Origin of the sequence: Desulfobacter sp. (genome assembly GCA_028768525.1) — a bacterium.
Lineage (GTDB): Bacteria > Desulfobacterota > Desulfobacteria > Desulfobacterales > Desulfobacteraceae > Desulfobacter.
Genome location: CP054837.1, coordinates 1681806 through 1699744, shown reverse-complemented (window position 1 = coordinate 1699744; position 17939 = coordinate 1681806). Strand labels below are relative to the sequence as shown.

Below are 17939 nucleotides of genomic sequence, written 5' to 3'. Positions count from 1 at the left end.
TCCGTATCCGGAATCCGCCATATGGCCCGGAGAATCCCCCCTTAATTTCCTCAACGTTTCACCGGGTAAGAAAAAATCGAATATGCCGTTAAAAATGCGGGGGCATGGTTTTGACTTTTAGCGGAAAGATGCATATAGTAACGGCCATTGACAGCGATTGACAACAGCAGCAAGGAGTTAAAAAAATATGGCGGCAGGGTTTAGAATCGGCACCGGCACCGATGTACATGAACTGGTGGCGGGCCGTGACCTGGTCATTGGCGGGGTAAAGATCGACCACCCCCTGGGGCTCAAGGGGCATTCCGATGCGGATGTGCTGCTCCACGCCGTATGCGATGCACTGTTGGGTGCGGCCGGACTGGGGGATATCGGTGAGCATTTTTCCGATACCGATCCGGCTTATAAGGGAATCGCAAGCGGCCTGCTTCTGGATGAATGTGTCCAAAAAATCCGGGACAGGGGATGGAGCATTGCCAACCTGGATGCCACGATTTTTGCCCAGGCCCCCAAGATGGCTCCCCATAAAGAGGCCATTGCCGCCAATATTGCCGGATACCTGGGGGTCGGAACTGAACGGGTGAATATCAAGGCCACCACCACCGAACATCTGGGATTTGTGGGGCGCAAAGAGGGCATTGCCGCCCAGGCTGCGGTGCTGTTGTACGAAGAATAATTTAAGAATACGGAATACTAATAATGAGTCTGAAAATTTATAATACCCTGAACGGCAAAAAGGAAGAATTCGTCCCGGTCCATCCGGGCAAGGTGGGCATGTATGTCTGCGGCCCCACTGTCTACGACACCAGCCACATCGGCCATGCAAGGTCCGTGGTGGTCTTTGATATGATTTTTAGGTGGCTCAAGCAGCTGGACTACGAGGTCACCTATGTCCGGAATTTCACCGACGTGGACGACAAGATCATCAGAAAATCCAATGAAACCGGAGATTCCTGCACGGCCATCACGGAAAAATACATTGACGAGTTCCACAATGAGATGGATGCCCTCAATGTGCTCCGGCCCACCATGGCCCCCAAGGCCACCGAGCATATCGACCATATCATCCGGTTCATTGAGATGCTCATTGAAAAGGGCAAGGCCTACCATGTGGAAGGGGGGGATGTTTATTTCTCCATCAAGTCTTTTAAAGACTACGGCAAGCTTTCCGGCCGGAATCCCGATGACATGCAGGCCGGTGCCAGGATCGCCGTGGACGAGAAAAAGCACAGCCCCCTGGATTTTACCCTGTGGAAACCGGCCAAGCCCGGCGAACCCGCCTGGGACAGCCCCTGGGGCAAGGGACGGCCCGGCTGGCACATTGAATGTTCGGCCATGAGCTATGAATACCTGGGAGAGGGATTTGACATCCACGGCGGGGGCAAGGACCTGATTTTCCCCCACCATGAAAATGAGATCGCCCAGAGCGAGGCCGTATTCGGCGGGCAGTTCGTCAAATACTGGATCCATAACGGGTTCGTGGATATCAACAATGAAAAAATGTCCAAGTCCCTGGGCAATTTCACCATGATCAAAGAGGTGCTGGCCGATTATTCCCCGGAAGTGATCCGGCTTTTCCTTCTTTCAAAACAATACCGTTCCCCCATTGACTACAGCGAGGACAGCATGCGTGAGGTATCCGTGGGGCTGGACCGGATCTATGGATTTATGGATCGGCTGGAAAATGCGGGCCTGGCATCGGGCAGCGACGCCAGGGGGGCGCTCTGGGAAGAGTTCGCCCGGGCCATGAACGACGACTTTAATTCAGCCCGGGCCCTGGCTGGGGTATTTGAAGCCGTTAAAAAGGGGAACAAGCTCCTGGATGACACCAAGGATGCCCCGGGTGAAGAAGACAAAGCCCTGCTGGCGGGTATTTATGCCGATATAAAATCCATTTCAGGCATTCTGGGGATTTTTATGCTTTCGCCCAAAGCGTATTTTTCTGCCAAAAAGCAGAAGGGCATGGCGGACAAGGATATCGACCCGGCCGTGGTGGATGACCTCATTGCCCAGCGGGCCGCCGCCAGAAAGGAAAAAAACTTTGCCCGTGCCGACGAGATCCGGGACCAGCTCCAGGCCATGAACATTGTCCTGGAAGACGGGCCGGAAGGGACGGTCTGGCGGTTTGAACAATAATGGCGCCGCTAAGATTCCATAAAAATTAATTCAGGGCCGCTCCCTATATGGGGCGGCCCTTGCTTTTTTTAGGGAGGCCGCAGTGGAAGAGACCAGACTTAAAATTGAGTTAAAGGATCGTATCTGCATATTAACCCTCAATGATCCCGGGCATCTGAACGCAATGAGTGAAGAGATGTCACAGGTTTTCAGGGACACCATCACCGACCTGGGGGAGGACGGTACGGTAAAGGTGCTGATTCTTACCGGTGCCGGCCGGGCCTTCAGCGCCGGGGGCAACCTGGACGATATTGCCGGGAATTATAAGGGCGATCCGGCTGCCCTGAAAAAGGCCTCCGTTGAATTTTACAGTCGGTTTCTCTGCATCCGGAACCTCAAGGTGCCCACCATTGCAGCCGTCAACGGCCATGCCGTCGGGGCAGGTGCCTGCCTCGCCCTGGCCTGCGACATGCGCATGGCAGGGGAGAGCGCCAGATTCGGCTTCCCCTTCGCCCGTCTGGGACTCCATCCGGGGATGGGGGCGGAATATCTGCTCCATCGCATCGTGGGGGAGGCAAAGACCTTTGAGCTTCTCATGACCGGCGCCCTGGTGGAATCGCAGGAAGCCATGGACATGGGCATGGTCAACCATGTGGTTGCCGACGAAGAACTCATGGATAAAACCATGGACCTGGCCCGGCGGATTGCTGCCATGCCCGACCTGCCCCTGAAGATGATGAAAGAGACCATCCCCGCTGCCCGCACCGCCACACTGGACGAGTGCCTCCATCGCCAGGCCGCCTACCAGGCCATCAATTATATGACAGAAGATTTCAAAGAGGGGATTGACGCCCTGAAGGCCAGGCGGGCCCCGAAGTTCAGGGACAGGTATTGACCCGGCAGGGAAATATATGAAACGGCAATTTTTATTTATCCTGTTTTTCTGTGGTTTAGCAGCAGGCCTATTCTGTTGTACGTCTGCAATCGGGGCGATGAAGGTCACTTTTTTAAATCCTGATCCACCCGGCAGCCCGTTCTGGACAAATATGACCCGATTTATGCAATCTATTTCCGATGATTTGAATATTGAGTTGCAGGTTTTTTACGGTGACCGCACTCGGTTTGAGAATAAATCAAATTTTCAAAGAGCCATATCCCAGCCGGATAAACCCGACTACATAATGACTATTTTGCAGGTCGGCACAGCTGAATATATGTTGGAAGCTGCAGAAAAAGCAGGCGTTAAAATATTTGTAATCAACACGGATATTCCTGAATTTTTTAAAAATAAGATCGGCACGCCCCGCGATAAATATTCAAACTGGATAGGACACATGCATCCGGATGATGAAAAAGGAGGGGCGTTGCTTGGTGAGACACTGTATAAAAAAATATCCGCCCGAAACTTAAACCCCGGCCCCCCCTTTGCCATGTTGGGAATATCCGGCAGCTATGAATCCAGCCCCGCCTTTTATAGAAATCAGGGGATGGAAACCGTGATCAATCGATATGCCGACATCGTCCAAAGACAGGTCGTATTCGCCTATTGGAATAAGAAAAAAGCATACGAGATTACCAACGTATTACTGCGGCGCTATCCCGACATTTCCATTATCTGGTGTGCCGGTGGGGCGATGACCTTTGGCGTCATTGAAGCCATCGAAGCACAATCCGATTTATATAAAAGCAAACTGCTGTTCGGCACCTTTGACTGGGGAAGTGATATTGTTCAACTCATCAAAGAGGGTAAAATATATGCCTCTGTGGGCGGCCATTTTTTAAACGGCGGTTGGAGTCTGATACTTTTATATGACTATCATCATGGGATTGACTTCAAGGATGAGATGGGGGTGACGATTCAAAAGCCGCTGTCAGTGATCACGCCTGATAATGTCGTCAGATATGAATCACTCCTATCAACGGAAAACTGGGATTCGATTAATTTTAAGGAATTCACAAAAACCCACAGGGGACGGGATTTTTCATATTCTTTCACAATAGAGGCATTGAATAAATAGAATAACGGGAAAATTCAGTCGAAGTTCAGGCCACTCGCCAACCGGGTTCCCTTTTGGGGTGAAAAAGGCGGGGAACGGGATGTCCCCCGCCTTTGGCCTTGCTATTTTTTCTTTCTTGGGGGGGCCGCCTTTTTGGCCACCTTGGCCCAGGCATCCCTCAGGGTTACGGTGCGGTTGAACACCGGCTTGTCTTCGGTGCTGTCCAGTCCGTCCAGGCAGAAATAACCCAGACGTTCAAACTGGAAGACCTGTTCGGGCTCGGCCTTACCCAGGCTTTTTTCCAGCTTGGAATGCTCAAGGATTTCCAGGGAGTCCGGGTTGAGGTTTTCCACAAAATCCTGGCCGTCCTGTTCCGGGTTTTCATCCTTGAATAGCCTGTCGTAGAGCCTGACCTGTGCATCAATGCAGTCGTTTGCATTGACCCAGTGAATGGTGCCCTTGACCTTGCGGCCGTCCGGGGCGTTACCCCCGCGGGTTTCCGGATCATAGGTGCAGACCAGTTCCACCACCTCCCCGGCCTGGTTTTTGATGACTTCTTTGCAGGTCACCAGGTAGGCGGCCCGCAGCCGCACTTCTCGTCCCGGTCCCAGGCGGAAGAATTTTTTGGGGGGATCTTCCATGAAATCGTCCTGTTCCACATAGATTTCCCGGGAAAAGGTCACCTTCCGTTTGCCCATTTCCGGTTTCTGGGGATGGTTCATGGCTTCCAGGGTTTCAGTCTGGCCCTCGGGGTAATTTTCAATGGTCACCTTCAAGGGGCGGATGACGCCCATCACCCTTGGGGCGTTTTCATTGAGGTCGTCCCTGAGGCAGGATTCCAGCAACCCCATGTCGATGCGGCTCTCCTTTTTGGAAACCCCGATGATATTGCAGAAATTCCGGATGGAGGCCGGGGTGTATCCCCTGCGGCGCATCCCTTCCAGGGTGGGCAGCCGGGGGTCGTTCCAGCCGGACACCTTTTTTTCGTCAATGAGGCGCTGGAGTTTGCGTTTGCTCAGGACCGTGTAGTTGATGTTCATCCGTGCGAATTCAATCTGCTGGGGATGGCAGGGCACGGAAAGATTGTCCAGGATCCAGTCGTAAAGGGGGCGGTGGTCTTCAAATTCCAGGCTGCACAGGGAGTGGGTGATCCCTTCCAGGGCGTCTGAAATGCAGTGGGTGAAGTCGTACATGGGATAGATGCACCACTTGTCTCCGGTCCTGGGATGGGTGGCATTTTTCACCCGGTAGATGATGGGGTCCCTCAGGTTGATATTGGGGGAGGCCATGTCTATTTTAGCCCTCACGGTATGCTCACCCTCGCCGAATTCTCCGTTCTTCATTTTTTCAAACAGGTCCAGGTTTTCTTCCACGCTTCTGTCCCGGTAGGGGGAGTCTTTGCCCGGTTCTGTCAGGGTGCCCCGGTATTCGCGTATCTCTTCCGGGGCCAGGCTGCAGACATAGGCTTTACCTGTCTTTATCAGTTCCAGGGCGAATTCATAGAGGCGGTCAAAATAGTCCGATGCAAAAAACGGGGTGTTGTAGTCAAATCCCAGCCAGCTTACCGTATTTTTGATGGAGTCGATGTAAATCTGTTTTTCCTTGGCCGGGTTTGAATCGTCAAACCGCAGGTTGCAGGTGCCTTTGAAGGTCCTGGCCATATTGAAGTTCAGGCAAATGGATTTGGCATGGCCGATGTGGAGAAATCCGTTGGGCTCCGGTGGAAACCGGGTGGCCACAGCGCCGTCGTTTTTGTTGTTGCTCACATCCTCCCGGATGATGGACTCTATAAAATGGCTTTTTTTATTTTCGTCTTCCATTTATCCCTCAATATTGAATTTATTTTTATGTTAAACTTTACTAATTATCATATTCACTGTGGAGTTTAAAGGGGCGGGGCCCCCACCATGCTAAAAAGATTACAAATTAAAACATTTTTACCGTTTTGGGATGGGGGCGCCTGTGATAATTTGAAAGCGCCTGAGGATCCCAAACCGAAACTAGGATAAAGCGTATGGATACGGAAGCAAAAAAAAGGATTTTACTTGTGGAGGATGACCTCCGGCTGGCCTCATTGGTGTCGACCTATTTAAGCCGGCAGGAGTTTGAGGTGGATACCGAACACCGCGGAGATGATGCCGTCCAGCGGATCATCGGGGAAGAACCGGACCTGGTGATTCTGGACCTTATGCTTCCGGGCAAAGACGGGTTTGCCGTCTGCCGGGAGGTGCGGCAGTCCTATGCCGGGCCCATCCTCATGCTCACGGCCAGGGAAGAGGATATGGATCAGGTGGTCGGGCTGGAGCTGGGGGCGGACGATTATGTGAAAAAACCGGTGGAGCCCCGGGTGCTTCTGGCACGTATCAGGGCGCTGTTCCGTCGGGCTGCCGTCACCCAGGCCGCACCGGACCACAATGAGATCAAATTCGGCGGCCTGGCCCTTTTTGCCGCCTCCAGGCGGGTGACCCTGGCCGGGAATCCCGTGGAGCTGTCCACCAATGAGTTCGATCTGTTATGGCTCCTGGCGTCAAGGGCCGGGGAGGTGTTGGACAGGGATCTGCTCTACCGGGAGGTAAAGGGGATTGAATACGACGGCCTGGACCGTTCCATAGATGTGGCCGTGTCCAGGTTAAGGAAAAAACTCAACGACAGCCCGGACCATCCCTGCCGGATCAAAACCGTCTGGGGCAGCGGCTATCTCTTTGTGGCCGATGCCTGGGGGACGAGTAACCCGGCATGAAGCGGATTTTCATCACCGTTTATATACTGCTCCTGGGCACCCTTTTTTTCATTCCTTTCAGCATCGGCCCCATTGTGGAGGCCCTGTTTCAAGATGAGATGCTTAAGACAGAGCGGGAGTTTGCCAGGGGAACCTTTTCCCTTCTTGCCCAGCGCCTTATTCCTCTCTCTCCTGAGGACCGGAGCAAGGAACTGGCAGACCTCCAGCCCAGGTTCGGATACCCCCTGAGCCTCAAATATCTAGCCGATATCAGGGTGGCGGAAAACTTTCAGAGGGAATTCCTCATGGGACTGATTGTCGAGGCTGAACAGGCGGATACGCTGGTCATGCGGCTGGGGCAGTCCGACCAGGCCCTGGCCATGGGCGGCCCCTGGCCGGACAAAGAGCTGAACACCAAGGTTACGGTTCTTTTCATGATGCTTTTGGTGGTTTTTTTAACCCTGCCCGCCCTGGCCTGGAGTATTTTTCTGGTCCGGGACATGCGGAAAGTGCAGGGGACGGCGGCCCGGTTTGCCGCCGGAGACCATGATGCCAGGGTAAAGGTCTCCAGAATTTCTTCCATGACCCGCATTGCCGATGCCTTTAATGCCATGGCCGGCAAAACCCAGAAGCTCATTGCCTCCCAGAAGGACCTGGCCAATGCCGTTTCCCATGAAATCCGCACCCCCCTTGCCCGGATCAAGTTCAGCCTGGAAATGGCCGGGGATATGAACACTGGAACAGCGGCCCATGGCGGCATGGACTATATGGATGAAATCCGTACCGATGTGGAGGAAATCGAAGGGCTGGTGGATGAGATGCTGACCTATGCCCGGTTTGAACGCGAGCCCGAAGCCACGGGCCGCCTGGCCAACCACGAGATGGTTTCCTGGCTGGAGAATCTGGTGGCCAGGGAACGAAAGACTGCAGTGGGCAGGGAAATTATTTTTTCTCCGGAGACAGACCATTTCATCGGGCGGTTTGAGCCGGTTTACCTGGGCTGGGCCGTGCGCAACCTTTTGCGCAACGGGGTTCGCCACAGCGCCGGAACGGTCCGGCTCCGGTTTGTTTCCCGGCCGGATGTCGCCATCATCCACGTGGACGACGACGGCCCGGGCATCCCCAGGGCCCTCCGCCATAAGGTGTTTCTGCCCTTTTTCCGTCCGGACAAAAGCCGTTGCAGGACTTCGGGCGGCTATGGACTGGGCCTGGCCATTGCCAAACGGATCATTAACTGGCATAACGGTAGGATATCAATTAAAAAATCTGATTTGGGCGGGGCCAGGTTTACGCTGATACTGCCTTTGGGGGGCGATGGGACGGTCCAAGAGGCCAGCGATTGTGACTAAGGCATTCGACAGGATGGTCATTTATTTTGCCCACCGCCGTTATCGGCAGTTATAGGCGTCATCATCCCTGCTCCATTCGCTTAAAAAAGGCAGGACCCAATGATGCGTCAGTCACTCAAAATGCCGGCTGCAAAAATTCTATTATTTTCTTTGATTCTCATTGCCGCATTCACGGGGCTGTTTGACTATCTAAGCCGGCAGTATATCAAGGTATTGGAATTGCAGCGCCTGGATCAGATGCGGCAGCTGGTTGAGATTGCCAGAAATACCATAGCGCCGGTTGTCGGCGAATTCCAGGCCGGAGAACTTGGGCGGGACCAGGCGATTTCCAGGGTGCGGAACCTGGTCCGGCGGATGACATTTCTCGAACCCCATGGACCCAATTATGTATTTATGAGTGCCTATGACGGAACCATGCTGGTACAGCCCTTTGAGCCGGAAAAGGAGATGACCAACTACTGGGACTTTAAGGACCCCAACGGCGTGTATATTATACGGGAACTTGTGAATGCCGCCAGAACGAATCGAGAAGGCGGTTTTGTGACCTACCACTATATGGCACCGGGAAGCAAGGTCTATCAGGAGAAAATTTCTTTTGTCCGGGGGATTGAGGAACTGGGCGCCTATATCGGCACCGGAAGATATATGGACGATCTCCGCCGTGAGCAGGCCGCATTCAGGTGGAAGATTATATTTCTTGAGGGTGTTCTGGTGGTTCTGCTGCTGCTTCTCTGCCTCTTGGCCATCCGTGAGATCCTGTTGAAAAACCGGTATCTGAAAAAAGAGGTGGCCATCAGAAAATCTTCGGAGATGGAGTTGGAAAAACGGATGGCCGAGCTCAGGCAGCTTCGAAATTATGCCGGCAGTATCATTGATTCCATGCCGTCAATGCTGATCGGTGTTGATGCCAGGGGCCGGGTGACCCAGTGGAACCGCAGGGCGCAGATCGTGACCGGGCTGGATGAATCCGTGGTGGCCGGGAAAAAACTGGACCAGGTATTTCCCGCTGCCCGGCCGCACATGGAAAAAGTGATCCAGAGCATCCAAACCGGCCAGATTATCCCGGCCGGAAAGCATAAGCGCCTTGAACAGGGAAAAGATGTGTATGAGGATATCATCATTTACCCCCTAGTATCAGATGGTATGGAGGAAGCCGTGGTCCGTGTGGATGATATCACCCACAAGACCCGGATGGAGGAAATCATGGTCCAGTCCGAAAAAATGCTTTCCATCGGCGGGCTGGCCGCCGGTATGGCCCATGAGATCAACAACCCCCTTGCCGGGATGATTCAGAGTGCTGAACTCATGTCCATGCGGCTGAGGAATGAAGATATTCCGGCCAACCAAAGTGCCGCGGAAGCGGCGGGGACAAGTATGCCCGCGATCCGGAGCTACATGGAAGCAAGGGGGATTCCCAGAATGATTGACGCCATCCGTGCGTCGGGCAAGCGGGCAGCTAAAGTTGTGGAAAATATGCTGGGTTTCGCCGGCAAGGGCCGGTCCGTATCCACGCTGGAGAAGGTGGACAGCATGATAGACGATACGCTGGCACTGGCGGTTACAGATTTTAATCTCAAGGAAAAATATGATTTTAGATCCATTGACATCAGGAAAGAGTATTCTGGGGAATTGCCGCCCGTTCCCTGCGACAGGTCAAAAATTCAGCAGGTGTTGCTGAATATATTCCAAAACGCAGCATATGCCATGCAGACATCAGGCGTTGATTCCCCCTGCATTATATTGAGGACCGCTTTGGAGGGGGACATGGTATGCATAGAAATTGAGGATAACGGCCCGGGGATGGAAAAAAAGGTATGCAGGCGGGTATTTGAGCCCTTTTTCACCACAAAGCCCACGGGCATCGGCACCGGCCTCGGCCTGTCTGTTTCCTATTTTATTGTGACCGAGACCCACATGGGCAGGATGGAAGTATGGTCGGAGCCGGGCAGGGGGACGCGGTTTTCAATCGGCCTTCCACTATTCCGCCCGGCTGACGGGCCCGATGAAGATCGCTAGTACTGGTTGGTTTTCAGCAGCACCAGGGTGCAGGCCTCCTGAACCTGGATACCGGCGGATTTGAGCCGGTCGTAGACCGCCGGATTTTCAGTGTTGGGGTTAAAAATCACCCGGTTGGGGCGGAGTACCATGATGTCCTCTATTATTTTTTCCTGGCGGGGCACCCCGACGTATAGGGTCACCGTATCTATTGGCTCTGAAATATCCGACAGGTGGGGGTATACCTTTTTTCCTTCAATGGTGTCGTACCTGAATGCAACGGGGACCGGTTGGTGGCCGTATTCCGCCAGCATGTTCATGGCCTTGTTGCTATAGCGATCTTTGATGGGGCTGGCGCCGACCACTGCCACTCTTTCCATTTTTTTCTCCTGTTCAATGATGGTATACTCATCGCTCCGGCTTGAATCTTTGCCGGAAACCATTAGAGTATAATGGTAAGCGTTAACCTGAATTTGTACAGGAACAGAGATGGGATTATTTAATCTGGTATCGGAATTTGCCCCCACCGGGGATCAGCCCAAGGCCATTGAATACCTGGCCGAGGGGGTGATGGACAATGAGACGCATCAGGTGCTCCTGGGGGTGACGGGCTCCGGTAAAACCTTTTCCATGGCCAATATCATCAATCGGGTGGAAAAGCCGGCCCTGATCATCGCCCCCAACAAGACCCTGGCCGCCCAGCTTTACAACGAGTTCAAGCAGCTCTTTCCGGATAACTGCGTGGAGTATTTTGTCTCCTACTACGACTATTACCAGCCCGAGGCCTATATCCCCTCTTCGGACACCTATATCCAGAAGGATTCCTCCATCAATGAACTCATCGACAAGATGCGCCATTCTGCCACCCGCTCCGTGCTGGCCAGAAAAGACGTCATCGTGGTGGCATCGGTTTCCTGCATCTACGGTCTGGGGGCGCCGGAGGATTACCTGGACCTGAGGGTGACCCTGGCCCGGGATATGGATATCTCCAGGGAAGATGTGATTGCAAAATTCGTGGACATCCAGTACACCCGCAACGACATGGATTTCCACCGGGGAACCTTCAGGGTGAGGGGGGACCGGCTGGAAATATTTCCGGCCTATGAGGAAGACAAAGCCGTACGAATCGATTTTTTCGGGGACACCATAGAGGAAATCGCAGAAATCGATCCCCTCAAGGGCACGGTGATCCAGGATTTCGACCAGATGGTGATCTATCCGGCCTCCCACTATGTGACCAAGAAACAGACCCGGAAGCAGGCCGTGGAGAGCATCATCAAAGAGTTGAAAACCCGGCTGGAATACCTGCGCCGGGAGAACCGGCTGGTGGAGGCCCAGCGGCTGGAGGAACGGACCCAGTACGATATAGAGATGCTCAATGAAATCGGGTACTGCAACGGGATAGAGAATTATTCCCGACACCTCACCGGCCGGTCCCCCGGCGAGCCGCCCCCCACTCTCCTGGATTATATTGATGATGATTTCCTTCTCTTTTTTGATGAAAGCCATATTTCCGTGGGCCAGCTGGGGGCCATGTACAAGGCCGACCGGTCCCGGAAGGAAACCCTGGTGAGGTACGGATTCCGACTGCCCTCGGCCGTTGACAACCGTCCCCTGAAGTTCGAAGAATTCAAGGAACGGGTGCCCCAGACCATCTTTGTTTCCGCCACCCCGGCGGACTATGAAATGGAAAAGGCCGGCCACCGGGTGGCGGAGCAGATCGTCCGCCCCACGGGACTGCTGGATCCCCAGGTGGAGGTGAGGGACGCCAAAATTCAGGTGGACGATCTCTATGAGGAGATCATCAAGCGGGTGGAGGCCCGGGAGCGGGTACTGGTCACCACCCTGACTAAGCGCATGGCCGAGGATCTTTCGGATTATTACGCCGACCTGGGACTCAAGGTGAAATACCTCCATTCGGACATCGGCACGGTGGAACGCATCGATATTATCCAGGACCTGCGCCGGGGGGTATTTGACGTGCTCATCGGCATCAACCTCCTCCGGGAGGGACTGGATATCCCCGAGGTTTCCCTGGTGGCCATCCTGGATGCGGATAAGGAAGGCTTCCTGCGGTCCTACCGGTCCTTTATCCAGATCTTCGGCCGGGCCGCCCGGAACGCCTTCGGCCGGGTGATCATGTACGCGGAAAAAGAGACCGGATCCATGAAAAAGGCCATGGCCGAAACCAACCGCCGCCGGGAGATCCAGAAAAAATACAATGCGGCCCACGGCATCACGCCTTCCACCATCTCAAAGAAGATCAACGAATTCGACTATACCATGGCCGACCTGGAGACCGACACCGCCGCTGCCGCCGTTAATGAGGAACTGGCGGCCTACGAGGGCGATGAACTGGACCTGGAAGATCTCATCCGGGATCTGGAACATAAGATGTCCCTGGCGGCGGAGAATCTGGAGTTTGAGCAGGCCGCCCTTTACCGGGACAAGATCAGCGAACTGGAAAAGATGAAGACCGGCCGGCCATGATCAATTCAGTCATCCAGGAAAAATACGCCCAGGCCCCCCACCTGCCCGGGGTCTACCTGATGAAGAGCCGTGGGGGGAAGATTCTTTATGTGGGCAAGGCCAAGGACCTTAAAAAAAGGCTCTCCTCCTATTTTGTGAAAAAGGAGCAGACCGACCAAAAAACGGCAGCACTGCTTGAAATGGTGGCGGATTTCGACACGGTGATCACCCAGTCGGACCAGGAGGCCTTTATCCTGGAGTCCAATCTCATCAAGGAGCATTCCCCCAAGTATAATGTGATTTTAAAGGACGGGAAAAATTATCCCCTCCTGCGGATCGACATGAATGAGGACTACCCCTCCATCCAGCGGGTGCGCCGGATACAAAAGGATAAGGCCCTCTACTTCGGCCCGTATTCCTCATCCAAAAGCGTGAACCAGACCCTCAAGCAGATCCAGAAAATATTCAAGCTGAGAAAGTGCAAAAATTCCCAGTTTAAAAACCGGTCCCGGCCCTGTCTCAATTACCAGATCAAGGCCTGCCTGGGACTCTGCTGCATCGAGGTGGATCCCGAGGTCTATAAGGAACAGGTGAAGGATGCCGTTCTATTTCTGCGGGGGCGCTCCAAGGATGTGGTGAGAAAACTCAAAGAGGAGATGGCGGACCATGCCCGGGCCCAGGCCTTTGAAAAGGCCGCCCAGGTCAGGGATACCGTTTTCGCCATAGAAAAGGTGATGGAGCGCCAGGTGGTGGTCTCGGCCGACCGCAAGGATCGGGACGTCATCGGCCTGGCGTCGGACAGAGGCAAGGCCGTGGTCACGGTGATGCAGGTCCGTTCCGGCCAGTTGCTGGATACGGCCCATTATCCCCTGGACCTGAACTTCAAGGAGGCCGATGAAATTCTGGCCGCCTTTGTGTCCCAGTACTATGAACAGGCCCGGGAACTGCCGGGATTTGTTCTGCTCAGCCATCCCGTGGACAATATGGAGGGAGTGGAAGCCGGGCTGAACGAAATGTCGGAACGCCGGGTTCATCTTCACCATCCGGTCCGGGGGGAGAAGCGGCGGCTCACGGAAATGGCCGTGGTCAATGCGAAAAAAGAATTGGAAAAGGTGCTGCTCAAGGAGGAAGAGGCCCAGGCCAGCCTGGTGATGCTCAAAAACCTGCTGGGCATGGACCAACTGCCCCAGCGCATTGAATGCTTTGACAACTCCAACCTCCAGGGCAAAGACCCGGTGGCCTCCATGGTGGTGTTCTCCAACGGCCGGGCGGACAAGGGGGCCTACAGGAAGTTCATCATCCGGGATATTGATCAGCAGGACGATTATGCCTATATGACCCACGTCCTTTCCCGGCGTTTCCGCCACGATGAGAACCAGGAGCCCCGTCCGGACCTTCTGGTGGTGGACGGGGGCAAGGGCCAGCTTTCCATGGCCGTGGGCGTGGTAAAAGAATTGGGGCTGGAAGGGCAGTTTGTCTTGGCTGGGCTGGCCAAAAAAGACAAATCCAAGGGGGAAAAGGCGGACAAGATTTATCTGCAGGGCCGGTCCAATCCCCTGAATACGGCCCAGTCCATGAAGGCCCTTTTTCTCCTTGAACAGGTCAGGGACGAGGCCCACCGGTTTGCCATTACCTTCCAGCGCAGCCGCCGTGAGAAACGGGCCGGCCTTTCGGCTCTGGATCATATTCCCGGTGTCGGCCCTGCCAAAAAGAGGCTGCTGCTCAAGGAGTTCAAGGGGGTGGCCAATATCCGGAAACAGTCTCCGGAAAATCTGTCAAAACTGCCCGGCATCACCCGGGAGCTGGCCGTCGCCATCCTGGCGTCCCTGGCCGGGTAACCCGCCGGTATGCCGGTTGGAAAACGGCGGCTGTCACAGTCGGGTCAATTGAAATCCCTGGGCCGGGGTGTACTGGCCCTGGATTCTGATCCGGGTCGCCTTGTCTGTCTTTGATTCGGCCACCATGGCCGGGACCGTGTCTTCAGCCCCCGGTATGAATATTTTCAGGGTGGCGGCCCGCCTGAGCAAACCGTCGATATCCAGCTTCATTTCCGTCATTTCCCTGTCCATGACCGCCATCCGGTCCAGTATGGCATTGGCTTCTGAGGCGGTCTTCTGGATTTGCTCCGGGATGTCCCGGAGCCGGTCCAGATTTTTTTTAATCTGGATCACCTCTTTGGTGTTCATGGATTCTGCAATGGCCTCGAGTTCTTTGTAAATCAGATTATATTCCAGGTCCCGGGCCGCCTGAATCAATGCCGCGAGATTGTCCCTGAGCAGGAGGTGGGTTTTTAGGGTCTTGGCCAGCAGGTGAATCTCCTTTTGCAGCGCCGCCCTGATTTCGGCCAATTGAGTCTCCCTGGCCAGGTTTTTTTCCTGGAGCTTTTTTCTGGCCGCCAGGAGGTTGTCCTTTTCGGCAAAGAGGCGGTGGCCGAAATAAATCCGGTTTTCTCCGTTAAAATAAAGATTTTTCAGGGTCAGTTGCTGGGTGTCCAGGGTTGCACCGGAAAGCACCCCCCTGGATTTTTCAAAGGATATGGATTTTCCGTCGGCCCGGGTGTCCGTCATTTCATCCCGGACCGTGATCCGGCCGTCAAGGGCCGTGAGCCTGCACCGGTGGGAAAAATTGACTATGATGTCCTTTCGGGCCTTGATTCTGCTTCCCGGGTGGACCGTATGGGCCACTGCCGTTTCGTCGGTTTCAACATCGCCCCCGTCCACTTCCCTTACGGCAACCGCCCCCTTTGCCCTGATTCTGAATCCGTCGCAGATGGTGTCGATGGTCATGCTGATGGGGCAGATGAACCGGGACCCGATGTTGCCGGTGGAATAATCCAGCCGTTTGATATCCAGGGCATCCCTGACCTCAATGTCCGTGATCTGCCCGTCCTTGCGGGTCAATACCACCACCCCGGTTTTGGTCGAACGGATAAAGTAGGCGCCTCCCGCTCCGCCGCTTCTATCTTCCACCCGCCTTACCCCTTCCCTGAGGGTCAGAACCATGGGCATGGTCTTTTCCACGGGAACGATGGTGCCGTCATACTGGATCCCGGCCTTGCCCTGAACCGGCGGGGTGATGAAAAAAAGATTGTCCCCTTTTCTCACAATGGGGTATTTATTGATTTCCCTGAAATCAATGACACCGTCGGCATGGATTAAACCGGGGCATCTTTCATGGTCGAACAGCGCCTTGTCAATATCGCCGTCCCTGCCGGGCACCGGGGCGGTTCCCCTGATCTCCACTGCCAGGGCCTTTGAAGAGACAACGGCCTGGAGGTAAATGGAGAGGTGGGCGGTCTGGGGCTCCCCCGCGCCGGACAGGTCCAGGATTTTTTTCCGGAGTTTAATCACCTCCCCCGGTTGGGTCGGCCGGTCCAGGATTTTTTTTATGAAGAGCAGTATTTTCGGGGACCGGAGATTCAGCCGGGGAAAAAGCTGGATCAGGGCTTTGATGATGACCGGATCGGGGCTGGTCTCCCGGTTGATCTGAAAACGAAGGGTGATGGGATCGTCCTGCTTTGTGACGGATTTGAACAGGTTGGTTTCAAGGATGTCTGCCTTCTGGCGGAGCCGGTCCGGATCCGCTGGCCCGCAAGGGGAAGGGGGGATTGGGTTATTCATTTTCTGCATTCCAAAAAAAGGTGGTCATATCCGGAGAATCCTGTAAAATAAGCAAATCCGCCTGTACATATTACTATTACAGGTCGAAATCTGACAAGCCTTTTTAAGGCATGGGGGTTTTTAGGCTTTACACCGGTATCCGGAACGTATAGTAAGCTCTACAGAATTTAAATATTTGCGGATCCCTCCGGGTCCGGGAGAAGGAAAATGAACGAAGAATTTGAAGACAAAGATGGCCTTGGCGCCGAAGAGATGAGTTTTGAGGAGTTGTTTGAGTCCTACGATGCAAAGATGAGCCGTGAACTCAAACAGGGGGACATGGTGGAAGGCCGGATCATTTCCGTTGGGAAAAGCACTGTATATATTGATACGGGCACAAAGAGCGACGGGGTGGTGGACAGGAGCGAACTTCTGGATGACAACGGAGAATTCCCCTATGCCGAAGGCGATACGGTCAAGCTTTACGTGGTTTCCCTCAGCGAAAGCGAAGTCATCCTCTCCAAGGCCATTTCCGGGGCCGGAATGGCAGCCATGCTTGAGGATGCCTGGCGGGGCCGGACCCCTGTGGAAGGGAAGGTCACCGGTGCCATCAAGGGGGGATTCTCCCTGGATATCCTGGGAAAGAGGGCCTTCTGCCCGGTGAGCCAGATGGATGTCCGGTACGTGGAAACCCCGGAAGACTACGTGGGACAGTCCCATCATTTTCTGATTACCCGGTACGAGGAAAGCGGGCGCAATATTGTGGTTTCCCGCAGGGAACTGCTCAATGAGCAGATCAAGGAAGAGCGGGAAGCATTCATGAAGACAATTGCCCAGGGAGATACCGTCCAGGGCACCGTGACCAAGCTTATGTCCTACGGAGCATTCATCGAACTGGCCCCGGGGGTGGAGGGCATGGCCCATATCTCTGAGCTGAGCTGGTCCAGGGTGGAGAAACCCGAGGAAGTGGTCCGGGTGGACGACATCCTTGCGGTGAAAATATTGAAAATAGAAAATCCGGAGTCGGAGAATCCCAAGATTTCCCTTTCAGTGAAACAGACTTCCGGCAACCCCTGGGACAATATGGGAACCTCCTTTAAGCCCGGTGACCAGGTCAGCGGAAAAGTGGTCCGCCTGGCCAATTTCGGCGCCTTTGTGGAAATTGCCCCGGGTGTGGACGGTTTGGTGCATATTTCCGAGATGAGCCATCTGCGCCGGGTGCTCCGCCCCGAGGATGAGGTGCAGGAAGGCGAAACCGTCCAGGTGGTGATCAAGGCCATCGACATGGATGCCAAGCGGATTTCCCTGAGCATGAAAGATGCGGCAGGGGATCCCTGGACCGGTGCCAGCGCCAAGTATGCCCCGGGTACTGTGGTCGAAGGGACCATGGAGAAAAAAGAAGGGTTCGGCCTGTTTATCCGGCTGGAGCCGGGGATTACAGGGCTCATGCCCATGTCCAATATCCGCCAGTCCGAAGCGGGTGCCAAATACGAGTCCCTCAAACCCGGGGAAACGGCCGCCGTGTTGGTACAGGAGGTGGATGAGGAGAAGCGCCGCATTACCCTGGCCTCTCCTGAACAAAAGGATTCCGGAAACTGGAAACAATTTGCCGGTGCCCAGAAATCCGCATCCTTCGGCACCATGGAAAGCCTCTTCAGGGAAGCCATGGCCAAAAAGGAAAAGAAAAAAAAGAAATAAC

The 17939-nt window shown here is 54.4% G+C and carries 13 protein-coding genes; 10 read left to right on the top strand and 3 right to left on the bottom strand.

The features are described 5' to 3' along the window. The first annotated feature begins 187 nt into the window (after positions 1-187). From HUN04_07770 to HUN04_07755, 4 genes are all read left to right on the top strand, one after another. Positions 188-673: a 2-C-methyl-D-erythritol 2,4-cyclodiphosphate synthase gene (locus HUN04_07770; protein WDP89623.1), complete on the top strand. Its 486-nt coding sequence runs from the start codon at positions 188-190 to the stop codon at positions 671-673. Positions 674-696: 23 nt separating this feature from the next. Then, positions 697-2133: a cysteine--tRNA ligase gene (locus tag HUN04_07765; GenBank protein ID WDP89622.1), complete on the top strand. Its 1437-nt coding sequence runs from the start codon at positions 697-699 to the stop codon at positions 2131-2133. An 82-nt stretch (positions 2134-2215) separates the two neighbouring features. After that, positions 2216-3007, top strand: coding sequence for an enoyl-CoA hydratase/isomerase family protein (locus HUN04_07760; GenBank protein WDP89621.1), 792 nt, complete (start codon positions 2216-2218; stop codon positions 3005-3007). A gap of 16 nt (positions 3008-3023) precedes the next feature. Further along, positions 3024-4130 carry an ABC transporter substrate-binding protein gene (locus HUN04_07755; protein ID WDP89620.1) on the top strand — a complete coding sequence of 369 codons (1107 nt, stop codon included), beginning with the start codon at positions 3024-3026 and terminating at the stop codon, positions 4128-4130. Between the two features lie 101 nt (positions 4131-4231). Here the strand turns inward: HUN04_07755 and HUN04_07750 are convergent, their stop codons facing one another. Next, entirely contained in the window at positions 4232-5929 is a 1698-nt protein-coding gene (locus tag HUN04_07750) for a glutamine--tRNA ligase/YqeY domain fusion protein (GenBank protein WDP89619.1), read from the bottom strand. A 194-nt stretch (positions 5930-6123) separates the two neighbouring features. Between HUN04_07750 and HUN04_07745 the strand changes: the two genes are divergently transcribed. From HUN04_07745 to HUN04_07735, 3 genes are all read left to right on the top strand, one after another. Next, positions 6124-6849: a winged helix-turn-helix domain-containing protein gene (locus HUN04_07745; protein ID WDP89618.1), complete on the top strand. Its 726-nt coding sequence runs from the start codon at positions 6124-6126 to the stop codon at positions 6847-6849. Further along, the gene (locus tag HUN04_07740) at positions 6846-8177 is read left to right on the top strand and encodes a hypothetical protein (protein ID WDP89617.1); all 1332 of its coding nucleotides are present in this window, start codon (positions 6846-6848) and stop codon (positions 8175-8177) included. The genes HUN04_07745 and HUN04_07740 overlap by 4 nt, the downstream gene beginning before the upstream one ends. A 99-nt stretch (positions 8178-8276) precedes the next feature. Then, the gene (locus HUN04_07735) at positions 8277-10193 is read left to right on the top strand and encodes a cache domain-containing protein (protein WDP89616.1); all 1917 of its coding nucleotides are present in this window, start codon (positions 8277-8279) and stop codon (positions 10191-10193) included. Here the strand turns inward: HUN04_07735 and HUN04_07730 are convergent. Beyond that, positions 10190-10552: a CoA-binding protein gene (locus HUN04_07730; GenBank protein ID WDP89615.1), complete on the bottom strand. Its 363-nt coding sequence runs from the start codon at positions 10550-10552 to the stop codon at positions 10190-10192. The genes HUN04_07735 and HUN04_07730 overlap by 4 nt on opposite strands. 109 nt (positions 10553-10661) lie before the next feature. Here HUN04_07730 and uvrB point away from each other — a divergent pair, with 109 nt between their 5' ends. Next, positions 10662-12662 carry an excinuclease ABC subunit UvrB gene (gene uvrB, locus HUN04_07725; protein ID WDP89614.1) on the top strand — a complete coding sequence of 667 codons (2001 nt, stop codon included), beginning with the start codon at positions 10662-10664 and terminating at the stop codon, positions 12660-12662. Next, positions 12659-14479: an excinuclease ABC subunit UvrC gene (gene uvrC, locus HUN04_07720; protein WDP89613.1), complete on the top strand. Its 1821-nt coding sequence runs from the start codon at positions 12659-12661 to the stop codon at positions 14477-14479. The genes uvrB and uvrC overlap by 4 nt, the downstream gene beginning before the upstream one ends. A 33-nt stretch (positions 14480-14512) precedes the next feature. Here uvrC and HUN04_07715 read toward each other — a convergent pair whose 3' ends face one another. Further along, positions 14513-16261 (bottom strand): DUF342 domain-containing protein, encoded by a 1749-nt coding sequence (locus HUN04_07715; protein WDP89612.1) that lies wholly within the window; start codon positions 16259-16261, stop codon positions 14513-14515. Between the two features lie 207 nt (positions 16262-16468). Here HUN04_07715 and HUN04_07710 point away from each other — a divergent pair, with 207 nt between their 5' ends. Then, complete coding sequence (locus HUN04_07710) at positions 16469-17938, top strand: 30S ribosomal protein S1 (protein ID WDP89611.1); 1470 nt, start codon at positions 16469-16471, stop codon at positions 17936-17938. Position 17939 lies beyond the last annotated feature (1 nt).

Bases quoted from the DNA above. Each gene is read 5' to 3' on its own strand.
- HUN04_07765 (WDP89622.1), top strand. From the start codon at position 697: ATGAGTCTGAAAATTTATAATACCCTGAACGGCAAAAAGGAAGAATTC.
- HUN04_07755 (WDP89620.1), top strand. From the start codon at position 3,024: ATGAAACGGCAATTTTTATTTATCCTGTTTTTCTGTGGTTTAGCAGCA.
- HUN04_07730 (WDP89615.1), bottom strand. From the start codon at position 10,552: ATGGAAAGAGTGGCAGTGGTCGGCGCCAGCCCCATCAAAGATCGCTAT.
- uvrC (WDP89613.1), top strand. From the start codon at position 12,659: ATGATCAATTCAGTCATCCAGGAAAAATACGCCCAGGCCCCCCACCTG.
- uvrB (WDP89614.1), top strand. From the start codon at position 10,662: ATGGGATTATTTAATCTGGTATCGGAATTTGCCCCCACCGGGGATCAG.
- HUN04_07735 (WDP89616.1), top strand. From the start codon at position 8,277: ATGATGCGTCAGTCACTCAAAATGCCGGCTGCAAAAATTCTATTATTT.
- HUN04_07740 (WDP89617.1), top strand. From the start codon at position 6,846: ATGAAGCGGATTTTCATCACCGTTTATATACTGCTCCTGGGCACCCTT.
- HUN04_07710 (WDP89611.1), top strand. From the start codon at position 16,469: ATGAACGAAGAATTTGAAGACAAAGATGGCCTTGGCGCCGAAGAGATG.
- HUN04_07745 (WDP89618.1), top strand. From the start codon at position 6,124: ATGGATACGGAAGCAAAAAAAAGGATTTTACTTGTGGAGGATGACCTC.
- HUN04_07750 (WDP89619.1), bottom strand. From the start codon at position 5,929: ATGGAAGACGAAAATAAAAAAAGCCATTTTATAGAGTCCATCATCCGG.
- HUN04_07715 (WDP89612.1), bottom strand. From the start codon at position 16,261: ATGAATAACCCAATCCCCCCTTCCCCTTGCGGGCCAGCGGATCCGGAC.
- HUN04_07770 (WDP89623.1), top strand. From the start codon at position 188: ATGGCGGCAGGGTTTAGAATCGGCACCGGCACCGATGTACATGAACTG.